We start from the raw sequence: 25,559 nt of genomic DNA on the forward strand, positions 1-25,559 counted from the left end.
ACCCTCGGGTGTCGCGATCCGCCGCTGAGGTCGAGACCCAAGAGAACACCGGCGAGGCCGGCGCACTCCCGCCGCCAGGTGGGAGTTGTCGCCGAGCGTCTCCTGTCCGCGTCCCGACAAGAACCCTGAAGAACGCAGGGCGTGGCTGCGAACGCAGGGCGCCGAAGAGCAAGACCCGAGTCCGAACGGTCGACGCAACGGAGGTCACGGGGTAATACCGGAGCATGCGAGGCATCCTATTGGGGCTCTTGGTTGGACTCGGGGCGGCGGTGGCCTGCGGCGGCTCCACCTCGAGCGACGGCAAGTCCGGGGGTGCCGGCGGCAGCGGAGGCGCCACCACGGGTGGGACCAGCAGCGGCGGCAGCAGCAGCGGCGGCAGCAGCAGCGGCGGCAGCAGCGCGGGCGGCACCGGCAACGTCTCGGGCCTGACGGCATGCAGCGCGCCGGGGACCTGCGAGCTCTTCGCCACCAACTGCTGCGGCGGTTATTGCGACCCGAACGCGCCCCTCGGCGGCTTCACTGCCGTGAACGAGACCAAGCTGAACGAATTCGAGGCCGCGCTCTGCCCCGGCGACATCGCGTGTCCGGGTTGCGTCTCCTTCGACAACCCCAACTACCTGGCGCTGTGTCGAGCGGGACAGTGCACCGCCGTCAACCTGCGCGACGACTCGCTCAGTGCCTGTCAGTCGGACTCGGACTGCCGCGTGCGCTGGGGCAGCGACTGCTGCGAGGACTGTGGCGGCGGGAACCCCGATCAGCTCGTCGCTTACAACAAGGACAAGAGCCTCGAGGCCGAGGTGTGCAACCCGAACGATGGCGCGTGCCCGCCCTGTGCGCCGCCGCCCTACCCGAAGTCCATCCTGCCCTACTGTGGCCCCGACGGGCACTGCACGTACACCATCGTCGGGCCCTGACTCAGCTGTCGTCGTCCAGATCGGTCACGTACCAGCGCTCGGGATTGGCCAGCGTGCGCGCGAGCTCTGCGGAGGCCGAGTCGTAGAACAACACGCGTTCCTGCTCGCGCGGGCTGAAGCCACGGCTTCGGAGCAGCTCGCCGATCTCCGCCGAGGCGAGGCACATGAACGAAGCGCTCGACGCGCCGTCGGCGCGGAGGCGGGGGAGCAAGAGATCGAGCAGCGGCCCGAGCGAGGCCTGGTCGCCGAACAGATCGCGGATGTGCGCAGTCGTCCCTTGCGTCTCGACCACGGCGTACGCGGCGAGCACGCGAGCTTCGCCTCTCCGCGTGAGCGTGGCGAAGCGGCGCCGCCCGCGATGCCCCCCGAGGAAGCGCCAGCGGAGCAGCGCTGCGCCGCGCCAAGAGACGACGTCGTACTCGCATTTGCAGCGCTGCCACAGCTCGTCGAAGCGCGCGTCCGGTTCGTCAGCGAGGTCGAGGCGGTAGAGTAGGGCCGTGCGCAGTCGCCGCGGAGCGAGCCAGAGCGAGAGCGCTCGGTCGAGCAGCACGCCGCCGGCGGACGCGAGCGGCGTGGCGCCCAGGTACCGCTCCAGGTAGGGCCGATGACGCAGCACGCGCGCGAAGCGGGTCACGGGACCGAGCGCGGCGTAGCCGGCGCGGCGGAACACCCCGCGCGCCTTCGCGTTGGGGAAGCCGTAGGCGAAGTCGTGGCCGACCAAGGCGAGGCGGCGCCCCTCGCGCACCAGCGAGAGCGCCGGGCCGAGCGCCCGGTGCGCGGGGGCGACCGCCAGATCCACCAGGTGTCCCGCCGAGCGCTGCTCGGTCCCCACCTGAAAGCGGCGCCGAGCGATGCCGGCGGTCCCCACGATCACGGGGTCGGCTCCTGCGATGGCGGCGTCGAGCACGAGCACCCGAGCCGGCGGGTCCGGCGCGGCCTCGTACACCCAGTCGCAGCGAGCCCGCGAGTCCATCGCGAGCGTGAGGTTCTCTTGCCAGATCCGCGCGACGTCGCCGGCGACCGACCGCGGCTCCGCCTCGCGCACGGCGTAGGTCGCCGGGCTCTTCATGCGCCCTTCTTCACCTCGACGAAGCGCACGATGGCTTCGATCGAGTCGAGATTCTCCGGCAAGAGCTCGGAGTCTTCGATGCTGATGCCGTGCTCCTGCTCCAGGAACGAAACCAGCTCGAGCACGCCCGTCGAGTCCACGACGCCGAGATCGCGCAGTGATGCGTCGTCGGGCAGCTCTTGGCCGTCGGCGAGGTAGAAGTTCGCTCGGATGAACGCGCGGAGCGACTGTCGGACGTCGGTCATTGGAGTCCCACCTTGATGATCTTCCCGTTCGAGCTCTTGGGGAGCGAGTCCACGATCTGCACGTACTTCGGCACCATGAAGCCCTCGAGCCGCTTCTGGCACTCGCGGGTGACGTCGGCGGGCCGGAGCTCGGCGCCGCGCTCCAGGGCGACGAACGCTTTGACCGCCTGCCCCAGGATCTCGTCCGGCACACCGATCACCGCGGCCTCCTTGACGCCGGGGATGGCCGAGAGCGCCCGCTCCACCTCCCTGGGCGCCACCTTCTCGCCGCGGGTCTTGATGATGTCGTCCATGCGGCCGACGAAGTAGAGGAAGCCTTCGGCGTCGAGCTTCGCGTAGTCGCCGGTGTAGAGCACGAGCTCGCCGGGCAGCGGGCCCGGGCGCAGCTTCTTGGCGGTCTCCACCGGTTTGTCCCAGTAACCGCGCATCACCGTGGCTCCGCGCACCACCAGCTGACCGACCACGCCGGGACCCACCCGCCGGTCGTTCTCGTCCACGATCCAGAGCTCCGTGTTCGGGATGGCGATGCCCACGCTGTCCGGCTTCTCGTCGAGCATCTCCGGTGGCAGGTACGAGACCCGCTTGCACTCGGTGAGCCCGTACATGGAGAAGATGCGCGCGCCGGGGAACAGGCGGCGGATGGCCGCGATGTGCTTCGCCTCGAGGGCGGCGGCGGTGTTGGTCACGAAGCGCACGCTCCGGAGGTCGAAGTCTTCGGTGCCCTTCAGCTCTGCCAGCATCGCGTAGAGCGTGGGCACGCCGGGGAAGCCGGTCACGCACTCGGCTCCGACCGTCTTCAGCACCTCTGCCGGGTAGGCAAACGAGCGCAGCAGCACCAGGCGCGCGCCCAGCCTGAAGCACATGATCATCTGGTAGAGCCCGTAGTCGAACGACAGCGGCAGCACGCCGAGGACGACGTCGTCTTCGCGCATACCCAGGTAGGTGCTGATGGACGTGGCCGCCGTCAGCATGTTCCGGTGCGTCAGCATCACGCCCTTGGGATCGCCGGTGGAGCCGGAGGTATAGATGATCGCGGCGAGGTCTACGTCGATCGCCGAGCGCAGGGGCGGCTCCTGCTCCGGCTCCGGGCGGAGGGCGTCGGCCCACGCCACTGCGTTCGGGACGGCGTCGAGGGAGCCGACGCGACCGCTGACCACGACCGTGCGAAGGTACGGGCAGGCTCGGACCACGTCGGCGATGCTCCCGAGCGAACGCTGATCCACGATCAGCGCGCTGGGCCGGCAGTCGGACAAGAGGTAAGCGAGCTTGTCCGGTTTCGTCTGCGTGCCGACGATGCTCACCACGGCGTTGGCCTTCAGCACGGCCCAGAAGGCGATGGCGGCTTCGGCCCCGTTGTCCACGTAGACGATCACGCGGTCGCCCCGCACGACTCCGCGGCGCAGGAGGGCGTGAGCGAGCGCGTTCGAGGCGCGCTCCAGCGCGTCGTAGCTGTAGCGCTGGCGATCGCAGATCAGGGCGATCTTGTCGGGCGCGCGCCGGGCCGAGCTCCGGAGGTAGTCGTGCAGGAGCGGTACGGCGGACTGAAGCTCGGTCATGGCGGCACCCGTTCGATCAGCGTGGAGAGCTCGACCGGGGCGTGCTGGGGCGGCGAGCGGATGAGCTGCTCGTGCAAGAGCTGTGTCGAGAGCACGCCCACAACGGCCATGTTGTCGGTGTTCGAGAAGCGTTCGCCGCGGTGCTCGCGGCACTTCGCCCAAAGCCGGGAAACCACCGCCGGATCGAAGACGCCGGACGCGGCCAGCGCCGACGGGCTCATCGCCCAGTCGATCCAATCGGGCGCGCCCTCCGCCACGAACGCGGCGGCGTCGGGAGCGCGGTACGGCTGCTTCACGCGCCGGACGATCTCGGCCGGAACCAGCTCCTTCGCCATGCGCTTGAGCACGTGCTTCTCGTCGAGCACCGAGAGCTTCGCCGAGTCGGGCAAGGAGGCCGCGAGCTCGATCACGTCGCGGTCGAGGAAGGGGAAGCGACCTTCTACCGAGTGGGCCATGAGCATGCGGTCGCCCTGCGACGAGAGCAGGTAACCGGCGAGCAGCGTGCGCATCTCCAGGTACTGGTCCTGCGCGAGGGGCGACCAGGTTGGAAGGTCCGGTGGCAGCGACGACAAGAGCTCGCTCACGACGTCGCGGTCCACGCGGGCGGCCAGCTCCGGGGTCAAGAGTCGGCGCAGCGCGCGCGTCGTGCGCCAGCGCGTCTGGTGTGCGAAGCCCGCCTGGTGCGCGGCAGCCAGGTCCTGCCCGAAGAAGTGCTCCGCCATGCGACGTTGCGCCACCGGCGAACGGCCGAGGTAGGGGTACAGGCGCTCGAGCAGCCGCGGCCGCTGCTTCGACTCGGGACGCTTGGCCCAGAAGCGGCGGATCTTGCCCTCGCGGAACAGGTCGTAGCCGGCGAAGACCTCGTCGGCGCCCTCGCCGGTCAGCACGACCTTGATTCCCGCGCGCCGGACCTCGCGCGAGAGCAGGAACAGCGGCGCGGGCGCGGTGCGCAAGAGTGGGCGTTCGGCGTGGCGCACGACGTCGGGGAAAGCCCGGGCGATGTCCGACGCCGAGACCGTGAGCCGATGGTGGGTCGAGCCCAAGCGCTCGGCCATCAGGCTCTGGTAGGCCGTCTCGTCGTATTCGGCGTCCTCGAAGCGGATGGAGAAGGTGTGGAAGCCCTCGCCCTTCGCCCGCTGGCCCAGCGCCGCGACCAGCGAGCTGTCCAGCCCGCCGGAGAGGTAGCTCCCCACCGGTACGTCAGCGCGCAGCGTGCGCAACGTGGTGGCGTGCGTCAGCGCGTCGCTCACCTGCGCCAGGCTGTCCTCGATGCTCGGTCGCTCGGAGCGCAGCGACGGAGCGAAGCGAGGGGTCCACCAGGCGCGGTCAGTCACCTCTCCACCTGCGTAGACTCGCACGTGCCCGGGCTCCAGCTCGCTCACGTCCAGGAACACAGTGCGCGGGCTCACGCTGCTCCAGAAGGTGAAGGTCTGCTCGATGCCGACGGGGTCGAGCTCGCGCACGATGGCCGGCTCGGCCGCGAAGAGCGCCTTGACCTCGCTGGCGAAGTACAGGCGCCCGGCGTGCGTGAGGTAGTGCAGCGGGCGCACGCCCATGCGATCGCGGCACAAGACCAGGCGGCGCTCCAGGCCGTCCCAGAGGGCGAAGGCCCACTGCCCGTTGAAGCGATGGAAGGCCTCTTCGCCCCACTCTCGCCAGGCGACGAGCAGCACCTCGGTGTCGCTCTGGGTGCGGAAGCGGTGGCCGCGGGCGGCGAGCGCCTCGCGCAGCTCGACGTAGTCGTAGAGCTCGCCGTTGTACACGACGACCTGCGAGCCGAGCTCGTCGAGCATGGGCTGCTGCCCCGACGCGAGGTCGATGACCGAGAGCCGCGCGTGGCCCAGCGCGGCTTCTCCGTCGCGGAACAGGCCGAGCTCATCGGGTCCGCGGTGGCGCAGCGCGCCGATCATCCGCAGCATGGCGTCACGCCCGGGCGGCCGGAGCCCGGGAGCGAGGTTCACGATGCCGGCGATCCCGCACACGCTAGCCTCCGGCCAAGAGCAGCGGCTCGGCTCTCAGGTACTGTGCGACGCGACGCTTCTGCTCGATGTCGCGGTACACGCGCTCGATCTGCTCCGCGGCGAGACCGAGCGCCGCGCCGACCTCCACTGGGGCGATCTGGTGGTCGTGCCCGTACAGGCACAGATCCATCTTGTCGTAGGGCAGACAGAAGAAGAACTCCTCCTGCGTCTGTGCCATCGAGAAGGTGTCGGTGGTGGGAGGACGCGAGCGGATCTCATCCGGCACACCCAAGTACTCGGCCAGGGCGTAGACCTGCGTCTTGTACAGGTGGGCGATGGGCTTCAGATCGGAGGCGCCGTCGCCCTGCTTGACGAAGAAGCCCTGATCGAGCTCGAGACGGTTCGGAGTTCCGGCGACCGCGTAGCGCAGCCGATCCGCGTGGTGGTACTCGAGCATCTTGCGGACGCGCTGCTTGAAGTTGGTGGCTGCCACCAGCTCCAGGTAGGCGGTGCTCGACATGCGCGCGCTCTGCTGCACGCCGGTCGGGCTCTCGATGTTCAGACGCGTCACGCTCAGGCGGTCGCCGTCCAGGAGCGACGGCAGGGTCAGGCGCAGGCGGTAGCCCGGCCCGAACTCCGGGAAGACTCTACGCACGGCCTCCTCCTGGCGGCGGTAGCAGCCGGCCGCGGCCAGGATGGGCTCCGCGTCCTCGAGCAGCGTCGGGATGCCCAGCACCTCGGCGAGCTGCCGGGCCAGGCGCAGCGAGTCCGGCGAGGAGTCGCGTTCGGGCATCAACAGGCCGAGCGTCTGCTCCGGGCCGAGGGCCCGCGCCGAGAGCGCCGCGACCACGGAGCTGTCGACGCCGCCGGACAGGCCGAGCACGGCACCCTTGCGCCGGAGCACGTCGCGCACGCTCGTCCGGATGAACTCGACGATCTGCTCCGTGACGGCGCGGGGATCGATGGCGAGGACGTGTCGGGAGAACGTCACTGCTCGGCGCGGTGCAGCGACCGTGCCAGCGAACAAGGCGCCGATTTGTCGGGCCAACTGCCGAGTGCGGGCGCAATTCCTGCCGCGGAAGCGTGGGAGCGCGCAGGCTTGGTTGGCCCGAGGGGCGAATCGTGCGAAATTTCGTGCATGCGGCGACCTTGGACGGCTCTCCTGACCGTGGGCGCTCTCGGAGCAATGTTTGCCGCGTGCAGCGCCGGCGGCGACGGCGGCAGCGCCGGCAGCGGGGCGAGCGCGGGCACCGGGCAGGGCGGCAGCTCGGCGAGCGGAGGCTCGTCGAGCGGAGGCGCCGCGGGCATCGCGGGCGGCGGCACCTCGAGCGGTGGTGCGGCGGGCGGCGGCGCCGTCGGCGGTTCTTCGAGCGGAGGTAGCTCCGGCGGTGGCGCGGGCGACGCCGGTATTCCCGACGTCTCCTTCAGCTACGACGGTCCGGTGGACGACGACGCTGGCGGGGACGCCTGCGCCGCGGTCACCGTGAAGGCCGAGCTCGTGCCGCTCGACCTCTACGTGGTGCTCGACCGCTCGGGCTCGATGGTCAACCCCGCGCTCGGCCCGCTGCGCTGGCCGCCGGTGCGCGACGCGCTGAACGCCTTCTTCCAGAGCGCGAACACCGCCGGCATCGGCATCGCGCTCACGATGTTCGCGCACCCGACGAAGAGTCAGTGCTTGCCCGCGAGCTACGCCACGCCGCTGGTGGCCATGGCGCCGCTGCCGGGGAGCGCGAGCGGCCACGCGCTCACGCTGCAGTCCACCATGAACACCCACGCACCCGTGCTCGGCGTGGGGACGCCGACGCAGTCGGCGCTGACCGGCGCCGTCACCTTCGCGAAGGCCCACAAGAACGCGAACCCGTCGCACAGCGTGGCCATCGTGCTGGCCACCGACGGCCTGCCTGGGGCCGCCGGCTGCACCGGCGAGACTGCGGCCGGGGTTCAGGCGGCTGCCGCCGCTGGCTTCGCCGGCACGCCGTCGATTCGCACCTTCGTGATCGGCATCGATCCGGACACCACCATGTCCAGCAACCTGAACTCCTGGGCGACCGCGGGCGGCGGCCAGGCCTTCGACGTCGCGACGGCGGGCGGCTCGGCGCAGTTCCTGGCGGCCATGAAGAACATCCAGGGCAAGCTGATCGGCTGTACGTTCGGCATGCCCAAGTCGGACGCGGGGATCATCGAGCCCTCGAAGGTCAAGGTGCTCTACACGCCGGGCTCGGGCGCGCCGTCCGCGCTGCCCAAGGTCAACGACAAGACGGCGTGCAGCGGCCCGGGTTGGTTCTACGACAACAACGCGAACCCCACGACCATCGAGCTGTGCCCCGGCTCCTGCACCACGATTCAGGCGGACCCCAACGGCAAGATCGACATCGAGCTCGGCTGCCTGGGCTCCTGATCACTCCACTCCGAAGAGCGCGGCGAGGGCCGACGAAGTCAGGCCGATGGTCACGAACGCGCCGACCATCCAGCCCAGGCCGAGGAGCAGCCCCAGGACCGAGCGCCGCGTCTTGGTGAAGTGAAACGGCAAGCAGAGCGGGCCGAACAGCACGATGGCGCTCCAGAAGCTCGCGTCGGTCCAGGCGCGGCCGAGGCGCTCGTCGTCCAGGCGGCGGAGGTCGCGCCGCACGATCCACCAAGGCACGACGATGCCGAGCCCGAGCTCGATGCTGAGCAGGAGGACGGACACGACTCAGGGGGCCGAGACGGTCTTCATGAGGTCTTTGAACGCGGCCTCTTCGTTCGGCTGCGGGGCTCCGCCGCGGCGGAAGAGCGAGGCCTTCTTCGCGTCCGTCTCACACTTGGCGGCCTTACCGAAGGCGGAGAGCGGTTCGTCGATGGGTTGCTTGGACGCGACGGCCTTGCCGACCTCGTCGATGGCCTTCGCCAGCGGCTCGCAGCCCGAGCTCGCCTCGGGGAGCTCCAGCGCCTTGGGGTCGTTGCAGCAGCTGGCGCGGATCATGCCGAACGCCGCCATCTCGTACCAACCGAGCTTGGCGAACAGCTGCTGCGCTTCGGTCGGAGCTCCGCCGGCCGCGCCCTGCACCACGGCGACGCGCAGCTTCTCGCCGCCCGCTCGCGGATCGACCTCGGCGCAGAGCCAGGTCAGGTCGGGCGCCTTCTTGAAGGTGTCCTTGGGGAAGTAGGCGGCCACGCAGCTGAGCGAGCGGTCCACGCCACCTTCGCCCTCGCTCTCGCCGGTCACGGCGACCTCGCCCAGGCTCACCGCCGAGGGCGCGACCGCGGCGCCGGTCTCCTGCGGGGCGGCGGTGGTGATGACCGTGACCTTGGGCCGCGAACGCCAGGCCGAGACGCCCCAGGCCGCGCCCAGACCGAGCACGGCGGCGACCGCGGCAAAGACGAGGGGAGTCGAGGTCTTCTTGCGCGCTGCGACCTCCGTCGGCATCGACTTCGAGAACGGCGGCGCGCCGGACACCGGGGCGGGGGGCGGCACACTGCCGCTCGAGCCGGGTAGCCCCGGCGGCAGCGGCGGCGGGCGGCTCATCATGCTGGAGTGACTGGAGCCGTCGCCCGCGTGATCGGCGAACCAGCGCGCCAGCTCGCGGCGGAGCGGCTGGAGCGTGTCGCTGCGCTTGGACGGATCGGCGGCGAGTGAGTGAAAGAGCGCCGCGCGCAGCACCGGATCGTCGATGCCGGCGGCGCCGACCTCGTCCTCCGACATGTACCCCACCGCCGCGGGGTCCTTGCCGGTGAGCATGCGGTAGAGGAGCGCCCCGGCGGCCCAGGAGTCGTCGGCCACGGAGGGCGGACCGGCCTCGCCGCGCTCCGGCGAGCGATAGGTCGAGAGCGCCAGCAGCGATGGCGCGAAGGTGACGACGGGCCTCGGCCGCGCCTCCGGCTCCATCACCACCGCGGCGGGGCGCAGGAAGCCGTGCGCCGCGCCCGCTTGGTGCAGCGCCAGGAGCGCGTCGAGGATCCTGAGCGCGAAGCGCACCGCGTCCACCTTGGACAGGCGCGACGCCCCGTCCGTGAACGCCTCGACCGAGAGCCCAGGGACGTACTGAGCCAATAAGACGTCACGCTCGCCGTGCGCCACCAGCCCGACCACGACGCCCAGGTGCGGGTGCTGCACGGCGACCGCGGGCCGGAGCGCGTCGGCCTCTGCCAGCTGCACCTCGAAGACCAAGAGCCGATCTTTCGACTCCTGATCGGTGGCCAGGAACGCCGGACCCGCCTCCGCGAAGGCAACGGGCTCGTCGATGCGGAAGCGATCCGCGATCACCACCCCGGGCTCGAGCGCCGTTTTTGGGTCCACCTCGGGTCGAGGTTTGTCACTTCCCCGGGGGGCCGTAAAGGGCAGACGCGGGTCAAACGGGTAAATCTGCGCTAGATCGTCGCCCACCATGGCGGGTGTTCAGGTATCGAGTCGGTTCCTCGCGGGAGTGTGCTGTTTGGGCGCCCTCTCCGGTTGTGGCGGTGACGACGGGGGCGGCGGCGGGACCAAGGACATCGCGTTCGCGGAGCCTGGCAGCCTGAGCAGCAGCGCCGGCAAGGGCAGCTTCCGCTTCGGTGCGGCCAGCGCCGCGACCCAGATCGAGGACCAGAACACCAACACCGACTGGTACGTGTTCACCCAGCCGAAGGCGCAGGGCGGCCTCGGTCACGGCAGCTTCGTCGGCGAGGCGGCCAAGGGCTACACGAAGGCCCTGGAGGACGTCGCGCTGATCTCCAGTCTGGGCCTCGACTCGTATCGCTTCAGCATCGAGTGGGCGCGGGTCGAGCCGAAGCGCGATCAGATCGACGAGGCGGCGCTCACCCACTACGGAAAATTCATCGACGCGCTCCTCGCCGCGGGGATTCGGCCGGTGATCACCCTGCACCACTTCTCGAACCCGGTCTGGGTGGACGACCCGCGCGACATCGAGTGCGTGAACGGTCCGACGGATCAGAACTTGTGTGGCTTCGGCCACCCGCAGGGCGGCGCGCTGGTGATCGAGGAATTCGCGGAGCACGCCAAGCTCGTCGCCGAGCGCTTCGGGGATCGGGTCGACGACTGGGGCACGGTGAACGAGCCCATCAACTACCTGGTGGCCTCCCACATGGTCGGCGCGTTCCCGCCGGGGAAGAGCTACCTGACGGCCCTGGTGGACAAGTTCGTGCCGGTGGTGAAGGACTACGCCGCGGGTCATGTGGCGGCCTACGACGCCCTCAAGGCGGCGGATCAGAAGGACGCGGACGGCGACGGAGAGGTCGCCAGCGTGGGGCTCTCGCTGGCGGTCGCCGACTGGGTGCCTTCCCGGCTGGGCAAGCCCAGCGACGACCCGGAGGACGTCGCTGCGCGGGATCGCCTCGAGCTGTTCTTCCACCACCTGTTCGTCGACGCGTTGATCGAAGGGGGCTTCGACAACGACCTCGACGGCAAGCTCGAGGAGAGCCTTCCCGCGTTCAAGGGCAAGCTCGACTGGCTCGGGCTCCAGTACTACTTCCGCGCCGGAGTCACCGGCAAGGGCGGGCTCTTGACGGCCCTCGGCCTCACGCCCTGCTTCAGCACCTTCGACTTCGGGGCCTGCGTGGAGCCCATCGATCCGAGCTACTGCGTGCCCACCATGGGCTACGAGCACTACCCGCCGGGCCTGGAGAGGCTGCTCGGGGTCTTCTCGAAGCGCTACCCCGGGCTCCCGCTCGTGGTGAGCGAAAGCGGGATCGCCACCGAGCTCGGGGAGCGACGCGCGGAGAACATCGTCCGCGCCCTCGAGCACATCGACGCCGCGCGCAAGTCCGGCGTGGACGTGCGCGGTTATTACCACTGGTCGCTCTACGACAACTTCGAGTGGGCCGAGGGCTTCGTGCCGCGCTTTGGGCTCTACCACACGGACTACCAGACCTATGAGCGCACACCGACCCTGGGCGCGGACGTGCTCGGGCAGATCAGCAAGGGGCGCAAGCTGAGCGGCGCGCTGCGCGCGAAGCACGGCGGTACCGGACCGATGACGACCGAAGGCACGCCGCCGGACGAAGGCGCCTGCGAGAAGTACTGATCAACTCCCGTGGGAGCAGCCCCTGAGCAACGCGTGCAGCGTGCGGTGGATCGGGGTCGGCAAGCCGTGCCGTTCGCCGCGTACCGCCACCGCGCCCTGCAAGGCGTCCGCCTCCGTCGCGCGCCCGGCCACCACGTCCTGAAGCATGCTCGGCTCGGTGTCGGCGAACATGCCGCGCGTGATGGCCAGCATGGCGTCGATGGCGTGCTCTCCGAGATCGACGCCTTCGCTCTGGGCGACCAGCACGATCTCGCGCATGGCGTCCCGGATCAGCGCCTCCAGGGCCGGGACCGCCAGCACGTCGCCGGCGTTCTTGCGGGTCAGCGCGCACACGCCGTTGAAGGGCGCGTTCCAGAGCAGCTTGGTCCACAGCACGCGACCCAGGTCGTCCTCCGCGGCGCAGGGGAAGCTGGCGTCGAGCTCGGTCGCCAGCGCGCGCACGCGCTCGAGCTGATCGCCGGACAGCGGCGCGATGGTCATCATGCCGCCGGCGCGCACGCGCACTCGCCCCGGGGTGACGAGCGAGGCCGCGAGCTGCGCCACTCCGCCGACGACGTGCTCGGAGCCGATCACGCCGGCGAGCTCGCGCTCGGAGTCCAGGCCGTTCAAGAGCGGGATGGCGACGCCGTGCTCGCCCAGCGCCGCGCCGGTGCCCGCGGCGACGTCGGCGAGCGCGGAGGCCTTCACGGCCACCAGCGCCAGATCGAAGCCCTGGCCGCGCGCCTCGCCGACGTCGTCGATCACGGCCCCGTGCGCCTCGAGCTCGTTGCCGTCGGGCGTCTCGACCCGGAGCCCTCGCTCGCGGATCGCCGCGCCGTTCTCGCGCCGCGCGACGAAGGTGACGGCATGCCCGCCCAAGGCGAGCTTGGCGCCGAACCACCCGCCGACCGCCCCGGTTCCGACGATGAGGACCTTCATGCCCGCGAGGCAACACCGGCTGCGGCCGAGGGACAAGCTGGGCGAGCGCGCTAGCCTTTCCTTCATGGTTGCCCCGACGGTCAGCGAGCTCCTGGGTCGAGCCGGGGCGGCGGTTCACGTCATCGAGCGCACCGCCGCCGGCGCGCCGGGCAAGGTGCTCGCGCAGCTCGCCGCGCTCGCGCCCTGGCTGAGCATCGCGACCGCGCGAGCCGCCGACGCGCGGTGTCCGCGCGTGCGGGTCGAGGGCGTCAGGCCACACGGGGAGATCACGTTCCTCGGCCCCGTCGAGGGGCGCCAGCTCGAGCCTTTCGTCTGGCTGTTGCACGAGCTCTCGAGCGGGGAGCCGAGCTACGAGACTCCGGCGACCGCGGCCCTGCTGTCCGAGCTCGAGCGCAATCTGGCGCTGACCTTGGCCGTCAGCGCGACCTGCCCGTACTGTCCGGCTCTGGCGTCCACGGTGCTGCGCTTCGCTCAGGCGTCGCCACGCATCGACGTGGTCATCGCGCGGGCCGATCTGGGGTGTCTGACCGGTCCTGTGCGCAGCGTGCCGACCCTGCTCGCGGATGGCGTGGTGGTGGCCAAAGGCCCAGTCGGCGAGTACGCCCTGGCGCAGAAGCTGCTAGCCGCTGGAGTCTGATGCCGCGTTTTGCGGGGTTTTCGCCGCGTGCGCCGCGCGGCTGCCCGAAAAGCAGACCCGCGCGCCGCTGGGTGGCAAAATCGCCGAGTCATGTCTCGGGCCAGGTCCATTGGGCTGCTCGCAGCGCTCGCGCTCTGTGCCGCGCCGGCGCTCGCGCAAGAAGGTGCCGCTCCGCCAGCCGCCGCTCAGCCGAAGGCGCAGAAGACGGTGGTCGTGGTCGCGGACGCGTTCGACGACGAGACGGAGAACGCGAAGTTGCGCGCCAAGGTGTTCGACGCCTGTCGCGAGCGCGGCCTGACGCCGGACGGCAAGGCCGACGTGAAGGGCGCCGCCGAGCAAGGCGGCGCGATGCAGGAGGGCCGCGTGGTCGCGGACGCCGGCCCGCTCGACGGCGTGCGCAAAGCGGTCGGGGCAGCCGTCCTGGTCCGCATCTCCAAGGACGCGGACGGCGTGCGCGTGCTCGTGATCCGCGACGGCGACGCGAAGAGCAAGGTCGTCGCGAACGCCGACGCTGCTCTCGCCGCCGTGGGGGAGTTGCTCGGCGGCCCGGCGAAACCCGCGGCTACCGCCGCCGCCCCGGCAGCGGGCGCACCAGAGACCGCGCCGTCCGAGGGGATCTCCGCGGGCTTCATCCTCAAGCGCCCGAAGAAGGACGACGAGCCCGACTACGGGGATCCGAAGGTGCTCGCCAAGGGGTGGCAGGACCGCGGCGGCGCGCGCGTGAGCTACGGCGCGCACGCAATGGCCACCGGACTCATCATCCCGAACACGCTGTATCCGGGAACCAACCCGGAGACCAACGAGCTCGAGATCGGGAAGGCCACGACCTACGGCGTGGGCCTCGGGCTCGGCCTCGATCTCTCGGTGATGTACCTGCCGCTGCCCGAGCCGGCCAGCGGCTCGACGTCGTGGGCGGCGTTTCGAGCCGGCATCCGCCTCGACGCGAGCGGGCTCTACGTGCGACCGCCGCTGAAGTACACCTACAAGGTCGACACCACGACCGGACAGGTGACGGGTCGCGACACCAAGTACGACAACGTCGGCTACATCTACGGCGTGCTGCCCTTCCAGCTCGGCGTGCACTTCGGGTTCGGCGACTTCCGCCTGCCCACCTTGTGGCGCGGCATCGTGCTCGGCGTCGCCTACTCGCCGGCCGTGATCTTCTCGCTCAAGGTCGGGGAGAAGGAGGACGCGGTGGACTCCGTGTTCAACTACGGCGGTTTCGAGCTCTCGGCGGACATCACCAAGCTCGAGGTGGGAGGAGGGTCGCAGCCGCAGGTGAGGCTCAGCGCCCTGGTGCTGCCGAGGGTGAACGACGAGGTCCCCTGGCTGGCGTCGTTCGGCGTCGGCGCGGTCTGGTATTGAGATGAAGCTCCGTGCGGGAACCAGCGGCTTCTCCTACTCCGAGTGGCGGGGCGCCTTCTACCCGGAGGGAATGCCCGCGGACGCGATGCTCGGCTACTACTCCAGCCGGCTCGGCAGCGTCGAGGTCAACAACACCTTCTACCGCATGCCGAGCCCCGCGGTCCTCGCCGGTTGGGCCGGCGCGACCCCGCCAGAGTTCCGCTTCGCGGTGAAGGCCTCGCGGCGCATCACACACCTGTCGAAGCTCCGGAACGTCGCCGATCCCGTCACCTTCCTCGCCAAGACGCTGAGCGGGCTCGGCGCCAAGCTCGGCGTGGTGCTGTACCAGCTGCCCCCGGTGCTCCGGCGGGACGACGCCTTGCTGCGGGACTTCCTCGCGCTCTTGCCGAGCGAGCAGCGCGCGGCGCTCGAGGTCCGGCACGCCTCCTGGCTCGACGACGCGGTCTACTCGCTGCTCCGCGACAAGAACGTCGCGCTGGTCGCCGGGGATCCGGAGGAGGGCGGTCCGGTCGTGCCCCTCGAGCCGACGGCCGACTTCGGCTACCTGCGCCTGCGCGCCGAGGACTACTCCGACGCCGACCTCGGCGCGTGGCACGCGCGTCTCGCCGCGCAGCCGTGGCACGAGGTGTTCGCGTTCTTCAAGCACGAGACGAAGGGCCCAGAGTTCGCGCTGCGTCTGTCGGCGCTGGCCGAGGGCCGCGCGCGTCCCGGCGTCGCGAAGCCCAAGGCGAGCCCGGCGCGCGGGAGCGGGCGGAAGAGGACGGCGTAGGGCGCGCCGGTTACCGAAGCGCCAGCGACCGCCATGGGCTCTTGGGATCCGCCAGCAGCTCGTCGGCCGCCTCGCGCGCCTCCTCGGCGTCGCCCATCCACAGCTCGCGCCCCATGCGCCGGCGGTCCGCGGTTGCGATCGATCCGAGTGTTTGACATGGGTGACGACTCGGATAACGTGGTGCATTGGGAGGTGTGCGCGTGAGACGTTGGGCGTGGCTTTCGGGTGTGCTCTTGGTTTGGACGGCAGGGTGCGGGGGTGACGACGGTGGCGGAGGTTCGGGCGGCAGCGCGACCGGCGGCGCAGGTGGCAGCACCGGCGGCGCAGCTGGCTCGGCCACCGGCGGCGCAGCTGGCTCGGCCACCGGCGGCGCAGGTGGCAGCACCGGCGGCGCAGCGGGGTCGGCCACCGGCGGTGCGGGCGGCAGCACCGGCGGCGCAGGCGGCAGCGCTGGGTCCAGCGGCACCGCCTGCAAAGGCGAGCCTTACTCGGCCAGCTGCAAGATGAACGACGGCAGCAGCTGCATCGACTACCACGGCGCGACTTGGACCTTCGACATCGTGAAGCAGGGCTGTGAAGTCGGGGGCAAGGCCACCGTGAGCACCACGAAGTGCGCCCTCACCGGGACCGTCGGCGGCTGCGAGCACTACATCGCCGCGGGGACCTGCGACGTCACACACTACTTCGCGCCCGTGACGACGGGCGTGGCGCAATCGACCTGCACCGGGAGCGGCGGCACGTTCTATCCGCCGTGAGCGTGGCTCTGGCCGCCGGCTCGCGAGCGACTGCCGCCGCCGGCGGTTCAGCGCGCGGTCCGCTTCTTCCGCTTGCCCTCCCGAGCGGCCTCGGCGAGCAGCTGCTCGAGCGTAGGCAGCAGCAGCTTGCGCCGCAGCAGCACCACCAGCTGCTCCGACAGCGCCGTCGCCTGATCGGCGAGGGCGTCGAGCTCGTCGCCGGCCAGCGGGATGACGCCGGCGCGGAACAGCGCGAGCTCCGTGCGCACCAGCTCGCGGATCGCTCGGGCGTAGTCCGCGAGGATCGCCGTGGGGAGCATCTCCGGCGCGAGCCCCACGCGACGCGCTCGCCCCAGCACGCGCAGGATGGCCAGATCGTCCCCGCGGTACGTCTTCTGGTCGCCGCGCCCCGTCGGCGTGACCAGCCCGACCCCCTCGAGCCAGTCGAGCTCCGCGCCCGCGACGCCGGAGGAGACGAGCTCGGCGCGGGTGCGCGCCGCCTCGGGCGTCTCGCGCTCGACGAACTGAGAGATGGCCGCGGCGGTGGCCAGATCGCCGGCGTCGTCGCCGACCTTGTCGAGCACTTCCTTGATGATCTTGAGGGGCAAGAAGCGCTCCTGCTGGAGGCGCTTGATGGTGCGGATGCGCTCGACGGTGGAGGGGGCATACCACGACATGTTGCGCCCGGTGCGCGCCACGGGCTCGGGCAGGAGCCCCTCCCGGAGGTAGTGTTTCACCGTCGCCACCGGGACGCCGCTCTGCTTGGCCAGCGCGGAGATCTTGAGCGGCCGCGGCTCTGGTGTGTTCTTGGGCTTGGACATCTCGGCCCGAAAGAGGGAGCCCATGCTAGCTCGGCGGACCGACGCGCGGCTATACTCGGACGCTCACGACGGGGTACGCCATGAAGCATCCGCTGTTCGCTCCGGCACTCGGCTCGCTGCTCTTCACGGTCGCGCTCTCGGCGCGCGCCGCGGACTTCTACGTGGATCCGGCCAGCGGCAGCGCCGCCGGCGACGGCAGCGCGGCGAAGCCCTGGAAGACGCTGGAGGAGGTGATCGCCGCGGGGCTCTTCGGCTCGGCGGTGAAGGCGGGCGACACCGTGCACCTCCTGACCGGTTTCCACGGCGAGATGATGGTGAGCGGCGGCAGCTACTCGCCGCCCATCAGCGTCGTGGCGGGCGCCGGCCAGAGCCCGAAGCTCCGGCGCGCGCGCTTCAGCAACACCAGCGGCTGGCTGCTCCGCGGCGTGTCGGTGAGCCCGTCCCACGGCGGCACGGGCACCGGGTCCATCACCATGGTCGAGATCCAGACCAGCTCCTCCAAGGTGACCGTGGAGGACTCGGAGGTCTTCAGCGTGGCGGACGCCAGCGGCTGGGGCGCAACGGAGTGGCTGGCGGCGCACAGCGGCGTCTCCGTCCGCGGCGCCGAGTCCGTCGTGCGCGGGAACAAGATCAGGAACGTGCGCTTCGGTATCAGCGCCGACGCCGCGAAGGTGATGATCGACGGCAACGTGGTCGAGAACTTCTCCGCCGACGGCCTGCGCGGGCTCGGCGACGATCAGACCTTTCAGTACAACCTGGTCAAGAACTCGTATCTGGACGACTCGCTGGACTCGAACCACGACGACGGCTTCCAGAGCTGGTCGGTCGGACCCGGCGGCGTGGGGACCGGCGAGGTCAAGAACATGACCCTGCGCGGCAACGTGATCATCAACTCCGAGAACCCGGCGCAGCCGCTCAAGGGCACGCTGCAAGGGATCGGGTGCTTCGACGGCACCTTCGTGGGCTGGGTGGTGGAGAACAACGTGGTCATCACCAACCACTGGCACGGCATCTCGCTCTACGGCGCCCGCGACTCGCGCATCGTCAACAACACCGTGATCGACACCGACGACGCCAAGCCCGGCCCGCCCTGGATCATGGTGAACGACCACAAAAACGGCACGCCGAGCCAGAACGTGGTGGTGCGCAACAACCTGGCCACGGACTACGACGTCAAGGGCACCAACGTGACCCAAGACCACAACGTCACACTCAGCGGCACGTTCGCGGGCTACTTCGTCAACCCGTCGGCGCCGGCCTGGGACCTCCGGCTCTTGAAGACTTCACCCGCCGTGGACCAGGGCTCCACCGATCTCGCGCCACCTCTCGACGCCGACAAGATCCAGCGGCCTCAAGGCGCCGGCATCGACCTCGGCGCCTACGAGTGGCACGACCCGAGCGTCGTCCCCACCGGCGGAACCGGCGGCGGCGGCGGTGCCGCCGGCGGCGCGGGCGGCAGCGCGGGCGCGGGCGCGAGCACGAGCGGCGGCTCCGGCGGTGGCGGCGGCGCAGGCGCGACCGCAGGCGGCGCGGGCGCGGGCGCGGGCGGTTCACCAGCGAGCGGCGGCAAGGGCGCGAAGGACGACGGTGGCGACGACGGCGGCTGCGGCTGCCGCGTCCCGGGCTCGCAGCGCGAGCCGTCGCTGCACGCCGGGCTCCTGCTTTCGGCGCTCGCGTTCGGAGCGCTCCGGCGGCGGCGCCCGGCCAAATAGCATCGCGGTGGCGCTGCCCCGCAGCGTGACGTCAGAACCCGAAGTCTGGCGACGCCGTGGACCTTGGTTTGGCAGCAGCCCCGCGAACCGCCGGGGCGGGCTGAACGGGTTGCTGTCCGGACTTGGTCGGAGCGAGGCCTCTACCCGACGTAGCCTGCGGCGGCTTGATGGCCACTGGGTCCCGCGGCGATCCGGCGCTCGCCGTCGAAGCTGGCGGAGTTGGGCTCTCGAGGGGGGCCGTTCGAATCGCGGGCGTCGGCTCGTCCGGAGCTTTGACCGCCTCGATCCCGGGTTCGTCTGCAGGCGCGCGGACGACGGCGAACGCGCCGGCCGCGATGACGACCAGGATGAACGCCGCTGCCGCCATCCACACCCACTTGGGCCGCTGGGCACCGGCCGCGACTGTCTCCTGCCGAGTCAGCCGGGGGTCCCGATTGCCGGTCTCCTGCGGACGCTCCGTGTGCTGGTCATCGGGAGGCGGAGTCGTCGAATTGATCTCGACCTTGACCTCCGCGAAATCGGCCTCGAGCCAGCTCGAGCGTAGCGACGCCCCGCAGGCGTCCTCGCGGGTGCCGTGCTCGTAGCCCCAGAGTGCCAGCGCTTCTCCGAACGCGCGCATCGACTCCCAGCGATCGTCTGGGGATTTCTTGAGACCTCGGTCGAGCAAGCGCCATAGCTCGACGTTGCCGGCCCGGAGATCGACCGTGGGCGTCGGTTGGTCGTTGATGATGGAGTTGAGAAGGGCGTGGTAGTTGTCCGCCTTGAACGGCACCGCTCCGGTCAGAGCCTCGTAGAGCATCACGCTGAAGCTCCAGATGTCGGTCCGCGCGTCGACCTCGGCGCCTCGGGCCTGCTCGGGCGACATGTAGTCCGGCGTTCCCACGACTGCGCCCTTGGCCGTGAGTCGCCGATCGACGTCCGTCTGCCGAGCGATACCGAAGTCCAGCAGCTTCGGCTGCACGCGCCCGAGCTCGTCCGAAGCCACGAACACGTTCTCCGGCTTGACGTCCCGGTGAACGATTCCGGCGCTGTGCGCCGTGTGAAGCGCGTCAGCGATGGGCAGGAGCAGCTGCACGACCCGCGGGCCGGTGAGGCGTCCCTCCCGTTGGATCAACTCGAAGAGCGACTCGCCATGCAAGAGCTCCATGGCGACGAACGGGTCGGCGCGTTCGGTCTGACCGAAATCGAACACCCTCACGATGGCGGGGTGGCGAAAGCGCGCGGCGGCCCGGGCTTCCTGAAGCAGGCGCTCCGTCTGGGACGGTGCAGCGCCGGGCTCCAGGTAGATGATCTTGAGCGCGGCGTGGGTGTCCAGGAGCGAATCGTGGGCTACCCAGACCCGCGCAAAGCCGCCCTGCCCCAGCGGTCGCACCAGGTGATAGCGCTCCCGGATGACTTCACCGGGCCGGTAGCGGTCTTCCGCTCCGGCGCTCGATTCACCGTAAGGCGTGGCTCGGCGGGCAGGGCCCATGTGAATTCGAGATCATGCCCGCGGCCCGATTTGCTGGCAACCGGACCCCGGCTAAGGCTGGAAACGCACGCCCTTCGACGTGAGCGCAGCACCCGTGCGGCCGCCCCAGACCACCAGCTCTTGTCCGGTCCAGACGGCCGCGCCCCAGGCATGGTCCTCCGCGCTCGGCCAGTCCCCGACGCCGGTCCACTTCGGCGTGGCGGCGCTGGCGTCGTAGATCCCGCCGTTGCGGAAATACGTCCCGGTGGCGGTCATGCCTCCGACGAGCAGCACGACCTGGTCGGCGACTCGAGCGCTCCACCCGGTGTGGCGTTGCGGCGCTGCGCGAGCGGCCGGCGCTCCGGTGATCGCAAGCGCACTCCAAGTCCCTTGGTAAGCGGCGCCGTCGGCCTTCGCGTTGTTGTCGTCGCGGCCGCCCCAAACCCAAAAGCGGGTCCCGTCCCAGGCCCCGAACGACGCGAAGCGCCCGCTCGGCCCTTTGCCCGCAGCGGACCAGACGCCGGTGGTGACCGTCGCGCGGTGGGCCTCGTCGCTCTTGGTCGTGCCCGCGACGCGCCCGCCGTACACGTAGAGCTCGTCGGCGGAGTTGGCCCACGCGAACTCGGACCGCGCGCTGGGCTCCGTGCTCACAGTCGTCCACAGCTTCGTGCCGAGGTCGAGCACGTGCGTTCCCGCGACCGGCTTGTTGGCGCTGTCCCAGCCACCCCAGAGCAGCACCTTCTCGCCCTTCCTTGCCATGACCGGGGCGCGCCGAGCCTTCGGCGCGTCGGGGACGGGCTGCCAGGTCTTCGAGGTCGGGTCGAAGATGGCCCCGTCTGCGTAGTCTGCCGTCCCTGCTGCGTCCCCGCCGCCCATCACGAGCACGGAGCCGCCGAGGTCCAAGGCAGTCGCCAGAACGCGCGGGGACGGCGCGCCGGACCCGGCGGGGACCAGCGTCCAGCCCGACTGCTGCGCCTCCATGGGGTCGTACAGCGCCGAGTCCCCGAGGGCAGTCCCGGTTGCATCGGCGCCACCGAAGATGAACACCCGGGAGCCCGTCCAGGCGTGCGCCGTCTTGTCGCGCGGGACGAAGCTCGTCGCGCTCATCGCGACCCAGCCGCTCGAACACTTGCCGAAGTTGCAGGCCCGACCCTTCGGGCAAGCGGAGCCACACGCTCCGCAGTGGCTCGGATCGCTCAGGACATCCACGCACGCGCCGCTGCAACAGCTGGCGTTGCACACGCCGCACCCAGCGTCGCTAGCATCGGCTCCGGAGTCGCCACCGCTGCCCGCGGATCCGGCCATGGCCCCCGAGCCACTCGAACCGCCGGCGCCTCCCACTCCTCCCGAGGCTGCCCCGCCATCGGAGCCACCGAAGCCCGAGCCGGCTGCGCCGGTGCCGGCGCCTCCGGTCCCGACGATCTCGTAGTCGTCGCTGAGCGGCGGGCAAGCTGCTGCGAACAGCGCGAGCGCGATGAGTGCGGCGCGCATCTAGAATCTCCCTGCCACGCCAGCGCCACCGGGTCCGAGCCAGGGTAGGACGCCGGTCCTCGGTCGAGCGTCGTCCCGAACCACGAAGAGCAGCACCGCCGCCGAGGCGAGCCCCGCCGCCCCCACTCCGTAGCCGACCCACGCCGCCGTGCGGTGCGTCCGAAATGAATCGAGCGCGTCCTGCTGCGACGGCGGGCACTTTTCGTCGTCGCACGCTTCGTCGAGACGGCTGCGTTTCTGCTGGGCCGACAGCCCAAAGCCGACGCCCGTGGCCATGCCCGCGACGCCGATGCCTGCGGCGACGAAGGCGAGAGTCCGGCGCGAGGAGCCAGAGCGCTGCGCGGCGGGTGGAGGCTCGCCATCGGCGCTCGAGCTTGCCCCGGCGTCCAGCGGCACGAGCGACAGCTCGATGTCTGCCGCGCTGCCTTCGGCGACGGTCACACGCTTCAGGATGCGGGAGACACCCGCGACGCGGGCATCGAGCTCGTGCTGGCCCGGGTCCACCGTACGCAGCACGCCGATCAGCTCCTGGGGAACTCGCTTGCCGTCGAGGGTGACCACCAGCGACTCCGAGTCGGCGCCTGGCCCGCTGACGCGAACGCGAATTCTCGGGATGCGCTTGCGCAGGACCTCGACCTCCTGCGCCGCGTCGGCGACGGCCGCGCGGAACACGTCCGGCGCATCAGGTGGAAGCGGTGCACGGCGCGTGCTTTCGTAGCGTTCGTTGGCCTCGATCAGACGTCCCAATTTCGCCAAGATGCGTGCCTGCCAGATCGAGATGGTCGGGGCGGAGACGAGCCTGTGGGCTCGGTCGATCAAATCGAGAGCGCGCGCGTAGTCTCCCGCATCGTGGGCAGCCACGGCGTCCCGTGCCAGCTCCCGGGCCGCGTTTCGGGTCTCCTCGGTGGTCGGAGGCTCCGGCTCTGCACCCGCCGGGGCGGAGAGCGCGAGTCCCGCCACCAGCAGAAGACAAGATGTGAAACCGTCCGGACGCATGAGAGGAGCTTCTCAGGCTAGCGTCGAGGACGCGAGCGGCCAAGTGGGAGCGGCCGACACCCGGCAAAACCCCGAGCAGCGCAGCGGTCGGCGCGCGCGCGGCTCAGAATTCGTACAAGTACTTCGCCACGCCGACCGCCGTCATGAAGAAGTCCTTGGCGTTCTCCGGGGGCGCGGGCTCGTTGCAGCGCACGTACATCCGGCTCTTCATCTCGTAGCTCTTGCCGCCGATGAGCTTGGGGAAGGTGACCATCTTCTCAGAGGTCACGTCGGCGTAGCCGGAGTCCTTGGCCAGGGAGGTGGCGCCGAGCTCCGCGAACTGGTCGGCCTGCTTGGTGCTCGGCAGGGACGTGCCAGCCTGGTCGGCGGTCTCGCCGATGTCCGCCAGCGTGTCGCCTTGACCCTCGCAGGCCCCGAGCGCCGTCTGCCAGACGGCGAGCCGGGTCTGGTCCATGACGCGGATCTTCGTGGCCTGATAGCGGAGCGCCGCCCACACGCAGGCGAGCATCACGACCATGAACGCCGCGACCACCGCCGCCTCCACCATCGCCGCGCCGCGCTCGCGGCGTCTCCGGGCCCTGAACCTCGCCTGCATGTCGGCGGAGGTGTGCAAGGGCTCTGCCACGCCGCGCTGGGCCAGAATCGCGGCCGAGACGCCCGAAGCGCCTGACGCTCCAGCCGCGCGCCGCGGGCGCCTCGGCCCCGAGAATTGCGGGGGTTCGGCTGCGCCGAGCGGCTTCCGGAGTGTCACGACATGTCGCTGACACTCGGCGTGCCGATCTCGCCCGCGGTGCACCCACCCGTCGAACGCTCGCAGCGCCCTCGCTCTGACCGCCCGACCCTGTCGGCCCCATGCCGGGCCGGCCGAGTGACGCATGGTATCCTGCGCATGGAACGCGCCGTGCTTGGAGGCGCCGGCAGGTCAGATGGGACTCGCTCGTTCGTTGCGACTGCTGCTCGTGCTCGGGCTCGGCTCGGCCGGCTGCGCTGCGCCTGCGGACCCCGGGGAGGACATCGACTCCGTCGAGCTCGGCGCCACCAGCTCGGGCCTCCGCGCCAGCAAGTGGGTGAAGCTGTGGAGCGATCTGCCGAAGGAGCGCGGCGGAACGGCGCACTTCCGCGCCTGCGCCGGCGACTCTTTCAAGTTCACGCTCTCGTTCCGCAACATGGGCTCCGCCATTTGGCGTGACGTTCCTGGTCGCGGCGAAGAGGCGGGCAGCGACGTGTTCCTGGAGACGGCGAACGGCAAGAAGGACGGGCTGACCGGCAAGACGCGCTTCAGCTTGCGCTGGAACGCCAACGACTGGGTGCGCGGCGACAGGAAGGCCAAGGAGTGCACGATGAACCGCGGCTGTCGCCGCACCCGCGCCGTGCACGACGGCATCAAGGCCCGCGCTCCCGCGAAGCCCGGCATCTACAAGTCGCGCTGGCGCCTGCGGGACTACAGCGAGGCCTGGGGCAAACCTCAGGGCTTCGGCCCGAAGGCGGAGGTCCGCGTGCGCGTCGAGCAGTGCCCGGCTCCGGGCGAGTGCGCCTGCAAGGTCGCGTGCTCGGACGGAACGGGCACCACGCTCTTGCTCATGGGCGGCAGCGAGGCGACCTGCAAGACGGAGGCGCAGCTCAACTGTCTGCCCTACGAGGTCACCAGCCACGACTTGGGAGAGTGCAACACGGGCGGCGCGGGAGGGAGCGGCGGGACGTCGGCGACGAACCCCGACGAGGTGAACGCCGAGGCTCCGCCGGACGGGCCTGGCTTCTGGATCACGGACTCCGAGCTCGCGTCCGGTGGCTCGGGCGGTAGCGGCGGGACAGGCGGCTCGAGCGCGGCGGGCGGCGCGGCCGGAGCCGAGTGGTGGGGCGGAGAGGACGATCCCGGCGTCGGCACCGACGATCTGATCGACGACCCGGACTACCAGCCCGACGGCTTCGACGGCGTGGCGGAGGACGTCTCCGGCGGAGTCGTTCCGGCCGACGAGGGCTGCTCCTTCGCGGCGCCGCACCGGGGCTCGGCGCCGCTCGCGCTCGCGGGCCTGCTCGTGCTCGGAGCGCTGCTCCGCCGGCGCTCGGGTCAGAACGCGAGCTGAAAGCGCGTCTGGGCACCACCCGGACGCGGCGCGATGGCCAGGCTCGCGGCGGGTCGCTCCGGGGCGCGCTCGTCGCGCGACGAGAGGTAGAAATAGAGCGCGCCGCCGAAGGCCAGTGCCCCGATGGCCAGCGAGACGTCGGCCCGGGTGAAGTCCGCGCGGACCGCGTCCACGTCGTCCTGGGCGCACTCCCCCTTGCACGCCTTCAAGTCGCTGCGGCCGCGCAGGCCGCGAATGCCGAAGTACGAGAAGCTCACCAGCCCCACGGCGCCGACCCCCGCGAGCACCCAGCTCGTCACGGGAGGGCCCGCGCGCTCTTGTCGGGAGCTGCCCAGGGGCTCGAGGGCTATGGAGAGCCTTCGACTCTTCTCGCCCTCGCGGATCGTCAACGTCTGCTCGGCGGGAGCGTGGCCGGGAGCCTCGAAGCGGAACACCCGCTGGCCCGGGTCCACCTCCAGGGCGGCGCCGGTCAACGACTCCGCGAGCACCTCGTCGTCGACCAGGACGCGGACGTCCGAGAGCTCCGCGTCACCGGTGCGCGCGACCACCACCACGGTGGGCATGCCGCGCTCGACCTCGGTGAGCCAGCTCGTACAGTCCGCGCGGAGCAGGGCAGGGCACTCCGGCTCGACGCAGACCAGGAGCTTCTTGCGCGAAGCGCGCAGCTTGCCTGCGTTCTTGTCGTTCTGCGCCGACTCGTAGGCGCGCAGGCAGGTGGCCTTGTCCGCGGCTCGCGCCGCTCCCGACCAGGCAACCAGAGCGGCGATCGACAACGCCAGCGTCGCGAGCCTCGGCCCCATGTGCCCTCGGTTATTCACCGCCCGCCGACGGGCCGCAA

General features: G+C 70.8%; 23 protein-coding genes. 9 read left to right on the forward strand and 14 right to left on the reverse strand.

Going from position 1 to position 25,559, the window contains the following annotated elements:
• Positions 1 to 224 precede the first annotated feature (224 nt).
• On the forward strand, positions 225 to 914 hold the full coding sequence (locus HS104_34905; protein ID MBE7485145.1) for a hypothetical protein: 690 nt from the start codon (positions 225 to 227) through the stop codon (positions 912 to 914).
• Between the two features lies 1 nt (position 915).
• On the opposite strand, the gene HS104_34910 is transcribed toward HS104_34905, so the two are convergent.
• From HS104_34910 to nadE, 5 genes are read right to left on the reverse strand one after another with little or no spacing between them, the layout of a single operon-like run.
• Positions 916 to 1,983, reverse strand: coding sequence for a hypothetical protein (locus HS104_34910; protein ID MBE7485146.1), 1,068 nt, complete (start codon positions 1,981 to 1,983; stop codon positions 916 to 918).
• A complete protein-coding gene (locus tag HS104_34915) occupies positions 1,980 to 2,228 on the reverse strand; it encodes an acyl carrier protein (protein ID MBE7485147.1) in 249 nt (82 codons plus the stop codon). Before HS104_34915 ends, HS104_34910 begins: the two co-directional genes overlap by 4 nt.
• Complete coding sequence (locus HS104_34920; GenBank protein ID MBE7485148.1) at positions 2,225 to 3,784, reverse strand: AMP-binding protein; 1,560 nt, start codon at positions 3,782 to 3,784, stop codon at positions 2,225 to 2,227. Before HS104_34920 ends, HS104_34915 begins: the two co-directional genes overlap by 4 nt.
• The gene (gene asnB, locus HS104_34925) at positions 3,781 to 5,766 is read right to left on the reverse strand and encodes an asparagine synthase (glutamine-hydrolyzing) (GenBank protein MBE7485149.1); all 1,986 of its coding nucleotides are present in this window, start codon (positions 5,764 to 5,766) and stop codon (positions 3,781 to 3,783) included. The genes HS104_34920 and asnB overlap by 4 nt, the downstream gene beginning before the upstream one ends.
• A gap of 1 nt (position 5,767) precedes the next feature.
• Entirely contained in the window at positions 5,768 to 6,736 is a 969-nt protein-coding gene (gene nadE / locus HS104_34930; protein MBE7485150.1) for an NAD(+) synthase, read from the reverse strand.
• Between the two features lie 147 nt (positions 6,737 to 6,883).
• Here nadE and HS104_34935 point away from each other — a divergent pair, with 147 nt between their 5' ends.
• Positions 6,884 to 8,143: a VWA domain-containing protein gene (locus tag HS104_34935; protein MBE7485151.1), complete on the forward strand. Its 1,260-nt coding sequence runs from the start codon at positions 6,884 to 6,886 to the stop codon at positions 8,141 to 8,143.
• On the opposite strand, the gene HS104_34940 is transcribed toward HS104_34935, so the two are convergent.
• Together HS104_34940 and HS104_34945 are read right to left on the reverse strand one after the other, a co-directional pair.
• Positions 8,144 to 8,434 carry a hypothetical protein gene (locus tag HS104_34940; protein ID MBE7485152.1) on the reverse strand — a complete coding sequence of 97 codons (291 nt, stop codon included), beginning with the start codon at positions 8,432 to 8,434 and terminating at the stop codon, positions 8,144 to 8,146.
• A gap of 3 nt (positions 8,435 to 8,437) precedes the next feature.
• Entirely contained in the window at positions 8,438 to 10,021 is a 1,584-nt protein-coding gene (locus tag HS104_34945; GenBank protein MBE7485153.1) for a hypothetical protein, read from the reverse strand.
• Positions 10,022 to 10,109: 88 nt separating this feature from the next.
• Between HS104_34945 and HS104_34950 the strand changes: the two genes are divergently transcribed.
• Entirely contained in the window at positions 10,110 to 11,744 is a 1,635-nt protein-coding gene (locus HS104_34950; protein ID MBE7485154.1) for a glycoside hydrolase family 1 protein, read from the forward strand.
• Here HS104_34950 and HS104_34955 read toward each other — a convergent pair whose 3' ends face one another.
• Entirely contained in the window at positions 11,745 to 12,662 is a 918-nt protein-coding gene (locus tag HS104_34955) for a 2-dehydropantoate 2-reductase (protein ID MBE7485155.1), read from the reverse strand.
• Between the two features lie 64 nt (positions 12,663 to 12,726).
• Here HS104_34955 and HS104_34960 point away from each other — a divergent pair, with 64 nt between their 5' ends.
• The 4 genes from HS104_34960 (at position 12,727) to HS104_34975 (ending at position 16,188) form a co-directional block, all read left to right on the forward strand.
• The gene (locus HS104_34960) at positions 12,727 to 13,299 is read left to right on the forward strand and encodes a hypothetical protein (protein ID MBE7485156.1); all 573 of its coding nucleotides are present in this window, start codon (positions 12,727 to 12,729) and stop codon (positions 13,297 to 13,299) included.
• Between the two features lie 90 nt (positions 13,300 to 13,389).
• Positions 13,390 to 14,664, forward strand: a complete 1,275-nt coding sequence (locus tag HS104_34965) for a hypothetical protein (protein MBE7485157.1) — start codon at positions 13,390 to 13,392, stop codon at positions 14,662 to 14,664.
• 1 nt (position 14,665) lies between these two features.
• Positions 14,666 to 15,433: a DUF72 domain-containing protein gene (locus tag HS104_34970; protein ID MBE7485158.1), complete on the forward strand. Its 768-nt coding sequence runs from the start codon at positions 14,666 to 14,668 to the stop codon at positions 15,431 to 15,433.
• A 200-nt stretch (positions 15,434 to 15,633) separates the two neighbouring features.
• Positions 15,634 to 16,188 (forward strand): hypothetical protein, encoded by a 555-nt coding sequence (locus HS104_34975; protein MBE7485159.1) that lies wholly within the window; start codon positions 15,634 to 15,636, stop codon positions 16,186 to 16,188.
• A 47-nt stretch (positions 16,189 to 16,235) separates the two neighbouring features.
• Here the strand turns inward: HS104_34975 and HS104_34980 are convergent, their stop codons facing one another.
• Positions 16,236 to 17,012: a MerR family transcriptional regulator gene (locus HS104_34980; protein MBE7485160.1), complete on the reverse strand. Its 777-nt coding sequence runs from the start codon at positions 17,010 to 17,012 to the stop codon at positions 16,236 to 16,238.
• 56 nt (positions 17,013 to 17,068) lie between these two features.
• Here HS104_34980 and HS104_34985 point away from each other — a divergent pair, with 56 nt between their 5' ends.
• Positions 17,069 to 18,700 (forward strand): right-handed parallel beta-helix repeat-containing protein, encoded by a 1,632-nt coding sequence (locus HS104_34985; protein MBE7485161.1) that lies wholly within the window; start codon positions 17,069 to 17,071, stop codon positions 18,698 to 18,700.
• A gap of 31 nt (positions 18,701 to 18,731) precedes the next feature.
• Here HS104_34985 and HS104_34990 read toward each other — a convergent pair whose 3' ends face one another.
• The 4 genes from HS104_34990 to HS104_35005 all read right to left on the reverse strand — a co-directional run bounded on the left by HS104_34990 (position 18,732) and on the right by HS104_35005 (position 23,232).
• Positions 18,732 to 20,171 carry a protein kinase gene (locus HS104_34990; protein ID MBE7485162.1) on the reverse strand — a complete coding sequence of 480 codons (1,440 nt, stop codon included), beginning with the start codon at positions 20,169 to 20,171 and terminating at the stop codon, positions 18,732 to 18,734.
• A gap of 51 nt (positions 20,172 to 20,222) precedes the next feature.
• Positions 20,223 to 21,641 (reverse strand): hypothetical protein, encoded by a 1,419-nt coding sequence (locus HS104_34995; GenBank protein MBE7485163.1) that lies wholly within the window; start codon positions 21,639 to 21,641, stop codon positions 20,223 to 20,225.
• Positions 21,642 to 22,637 carry a hypothetical protein gene (locus HS104_35000; GenBank protein MBE7485164.1) on the reverse strand — a complete coding sequence of 332 codons (996 nt, stop codon included), beginning with the start codon at positions 22,635 to 22,637 and terminating at the stop codon, positions 21,642 to 21,644. It lies immediately after the preceding gene.
• A gap of 103 nt (positions 22,638 to 22,740) precedes the next feature.
• On the reverse strand, positions 22,741 to 23,232 hold the full coding sequence (locus HS104_35005) for a hypothetical protein (protein ID MBE7485165.1): 492 nt from the start codon (positions 23,230 to 23,232) through the stop codon (positions 22,741 to 22,743).
• 349 nt (positions 23,233 to 23,581) lie between these two features.
• On the opposite strand from HS104_35005, the gene HS104_35010 reads away from it, so the two are divergent.
• Positions 23,582 to 24,721, forward strand: coding sequence for a hypothetical protein (locus HS104_35010; GenBank protein MBE7485166.1), 1,140 nt, complete (start codon positions 23,582 to 23,584; stop codon positions 24,719 to 24,721).
• Here HS104_35010 and HS104_35015 read toward each other — a convergent pair.
• Complete coding sequence (locus tag HS104_35015) at positions 24,706 to 25,521, reverse strand: hypothetical protein (protein MBE7485167.1); 816 nt, start codon at positions 25,519 to 25,521, stop codon at positions 24,706 to 24,708. The two genes, HS104_35010 and HS104_35015, sit on opposite strands and share 16 nt — an antisense overlap.
• Positions 25,522 to 25,559: the final 38 nt, after the last annotated feature.

It is taken from the genome of Polyangiaceae bacterium (genome assembly GCA_015075635.1).
Lineage (GTDB): Bacteria > Myxococcota_A > Polyangia > Polyangiales > Polyangiaceae > JADJKB01.

What these genes read in the sequence shown, in the direction of transcription:
- HS104_34935 (MBE7485151.1), top strand. Translation starts at nt 6,884, where the DNA reads ATGCGGCGACCTTGGACGGCTCTCCTGACCGTGGGCGCTCTCGGAGCA.
- HS104_34995 (MBE7485163.1), bottom strand. Translation starts at nt 21,641, where the DNA reads ATGCGCGCCGCACTCATCGCGCTCGCGCTGTTCGCAGCAGCTTGCCCG.
- HS104_34985 (MBE7485161.1), top strand. Translation starts at nt 17,069, where the DNA reads ATGAAGCATCCGCTGTTCGCTCCGGCACTCGGCTCGCTGCTCTTCACG.
- HS104_34965 (MBE7485157.1), top strand. Translation starts at nt 13,390, where the DNA reads ATGTCTCGGGCCAGGTCCATTGGGCTGCTCGCAGCGCTCGCGCTCTGT.
- HS104_34915 (MBE7485147.1), bottom strand. Translation starts at nt 2,228, where the DNA reads ATGACCGACGTCCGACAGTCGCTCCGCGCGTTCATCCGAGCGAACTTC.
- HS104_34970 (MBE7485158.1), top strand. Translation starts at nt 14,666, where the DNA reads ATGAAGCTCCGTGCGGGAACCAGCGGCTTCTCCTACTCCGAGTGGCGG.
- HS104_35005 (MBE7485165.1), bottom strand. Translation starts at nt 23,232, where the DNA reads ATGCAGGCGAGGTTCAGGGCCCGGAGACGCCGCGAGCGCGGCGCGGCG.
- HS104_34905 (MBE7485145.1), top strand. Translation starts at nt 225, where the DNA reads ATGCGAGGCATCCTATTGGGGCTCTTGGTTGGACTCGGGGCGGCGGTG.
- HS104_34990 (MBE7485162.1), bottom strand. Translation starts at nt 20,171, where the DNA reads ATGGGCCCTGCCCGCCGAGCCACGCCTTACGGTGAATCGAGCGCCGGA.
- HS104_34960 (MBE7485156.1), top strand. Translation starts at nt 12,727, where the DNA reads ATGGTTGCCCCGACGGTCAGCGAGCTCCTGGGTCGAGCCGGGGCGGCG.
- HS104_34910 (MBE7485146.1), bottom strand. Translation starts at nt 1,983, where the DNA reads ATGAAGAGCCCGGCGACCTACGCCGTGCGCGAGGCGGAGCCGCGGTCG.
- HS104_35015 (MBE7485167.1), bottom strand. Translation starts at nt 25,521, where the DNA reads ATGGGGCCGAGGCTCGCGACGCTGGCGTTGTCGATCGCCGCTCTGGTT.
- HS104_34950 (MBE7485154.1), top strand. Translation starts at nt 10,110, where the DNA reads ATGGCGGGTGTTCAGGTATCGAGTCGGTTCCTCGCGGGAGTGTGCTGT.
- HS104_34955 (MBE7485155.1), bottom strand. Translation starts at nt 12,662, where the DNA reads ATGAAGGTCCTCATCGTCGGAACCGGGGCGGTCGGCGGGTGGTTCGGC.
- HS104_34920 (MBE7485148.1), bottom strand. Translation starts at nt 3,784, where the DNA reads ATGACCGAGCTTCAGTCCGCCGTACCGCTCCTGCACGACTACCTCCGG.
- HS104_35000 (MBE7485164.1), bottom strand. Translation starts at nt 22,637, where the DNA reads ATGCGTCCGGACGGTTTCACATCTTGTCTTCTGCTGGTGGCGGGACTC.
- HS104_34980 (MBE7485160.1), bottom strand. Translation starts at nt 17,012, where the DNA reads ATGGGCTCCCTCTTTCGGGCCGAGATGTCCAAGCCCAAGAACACACCA.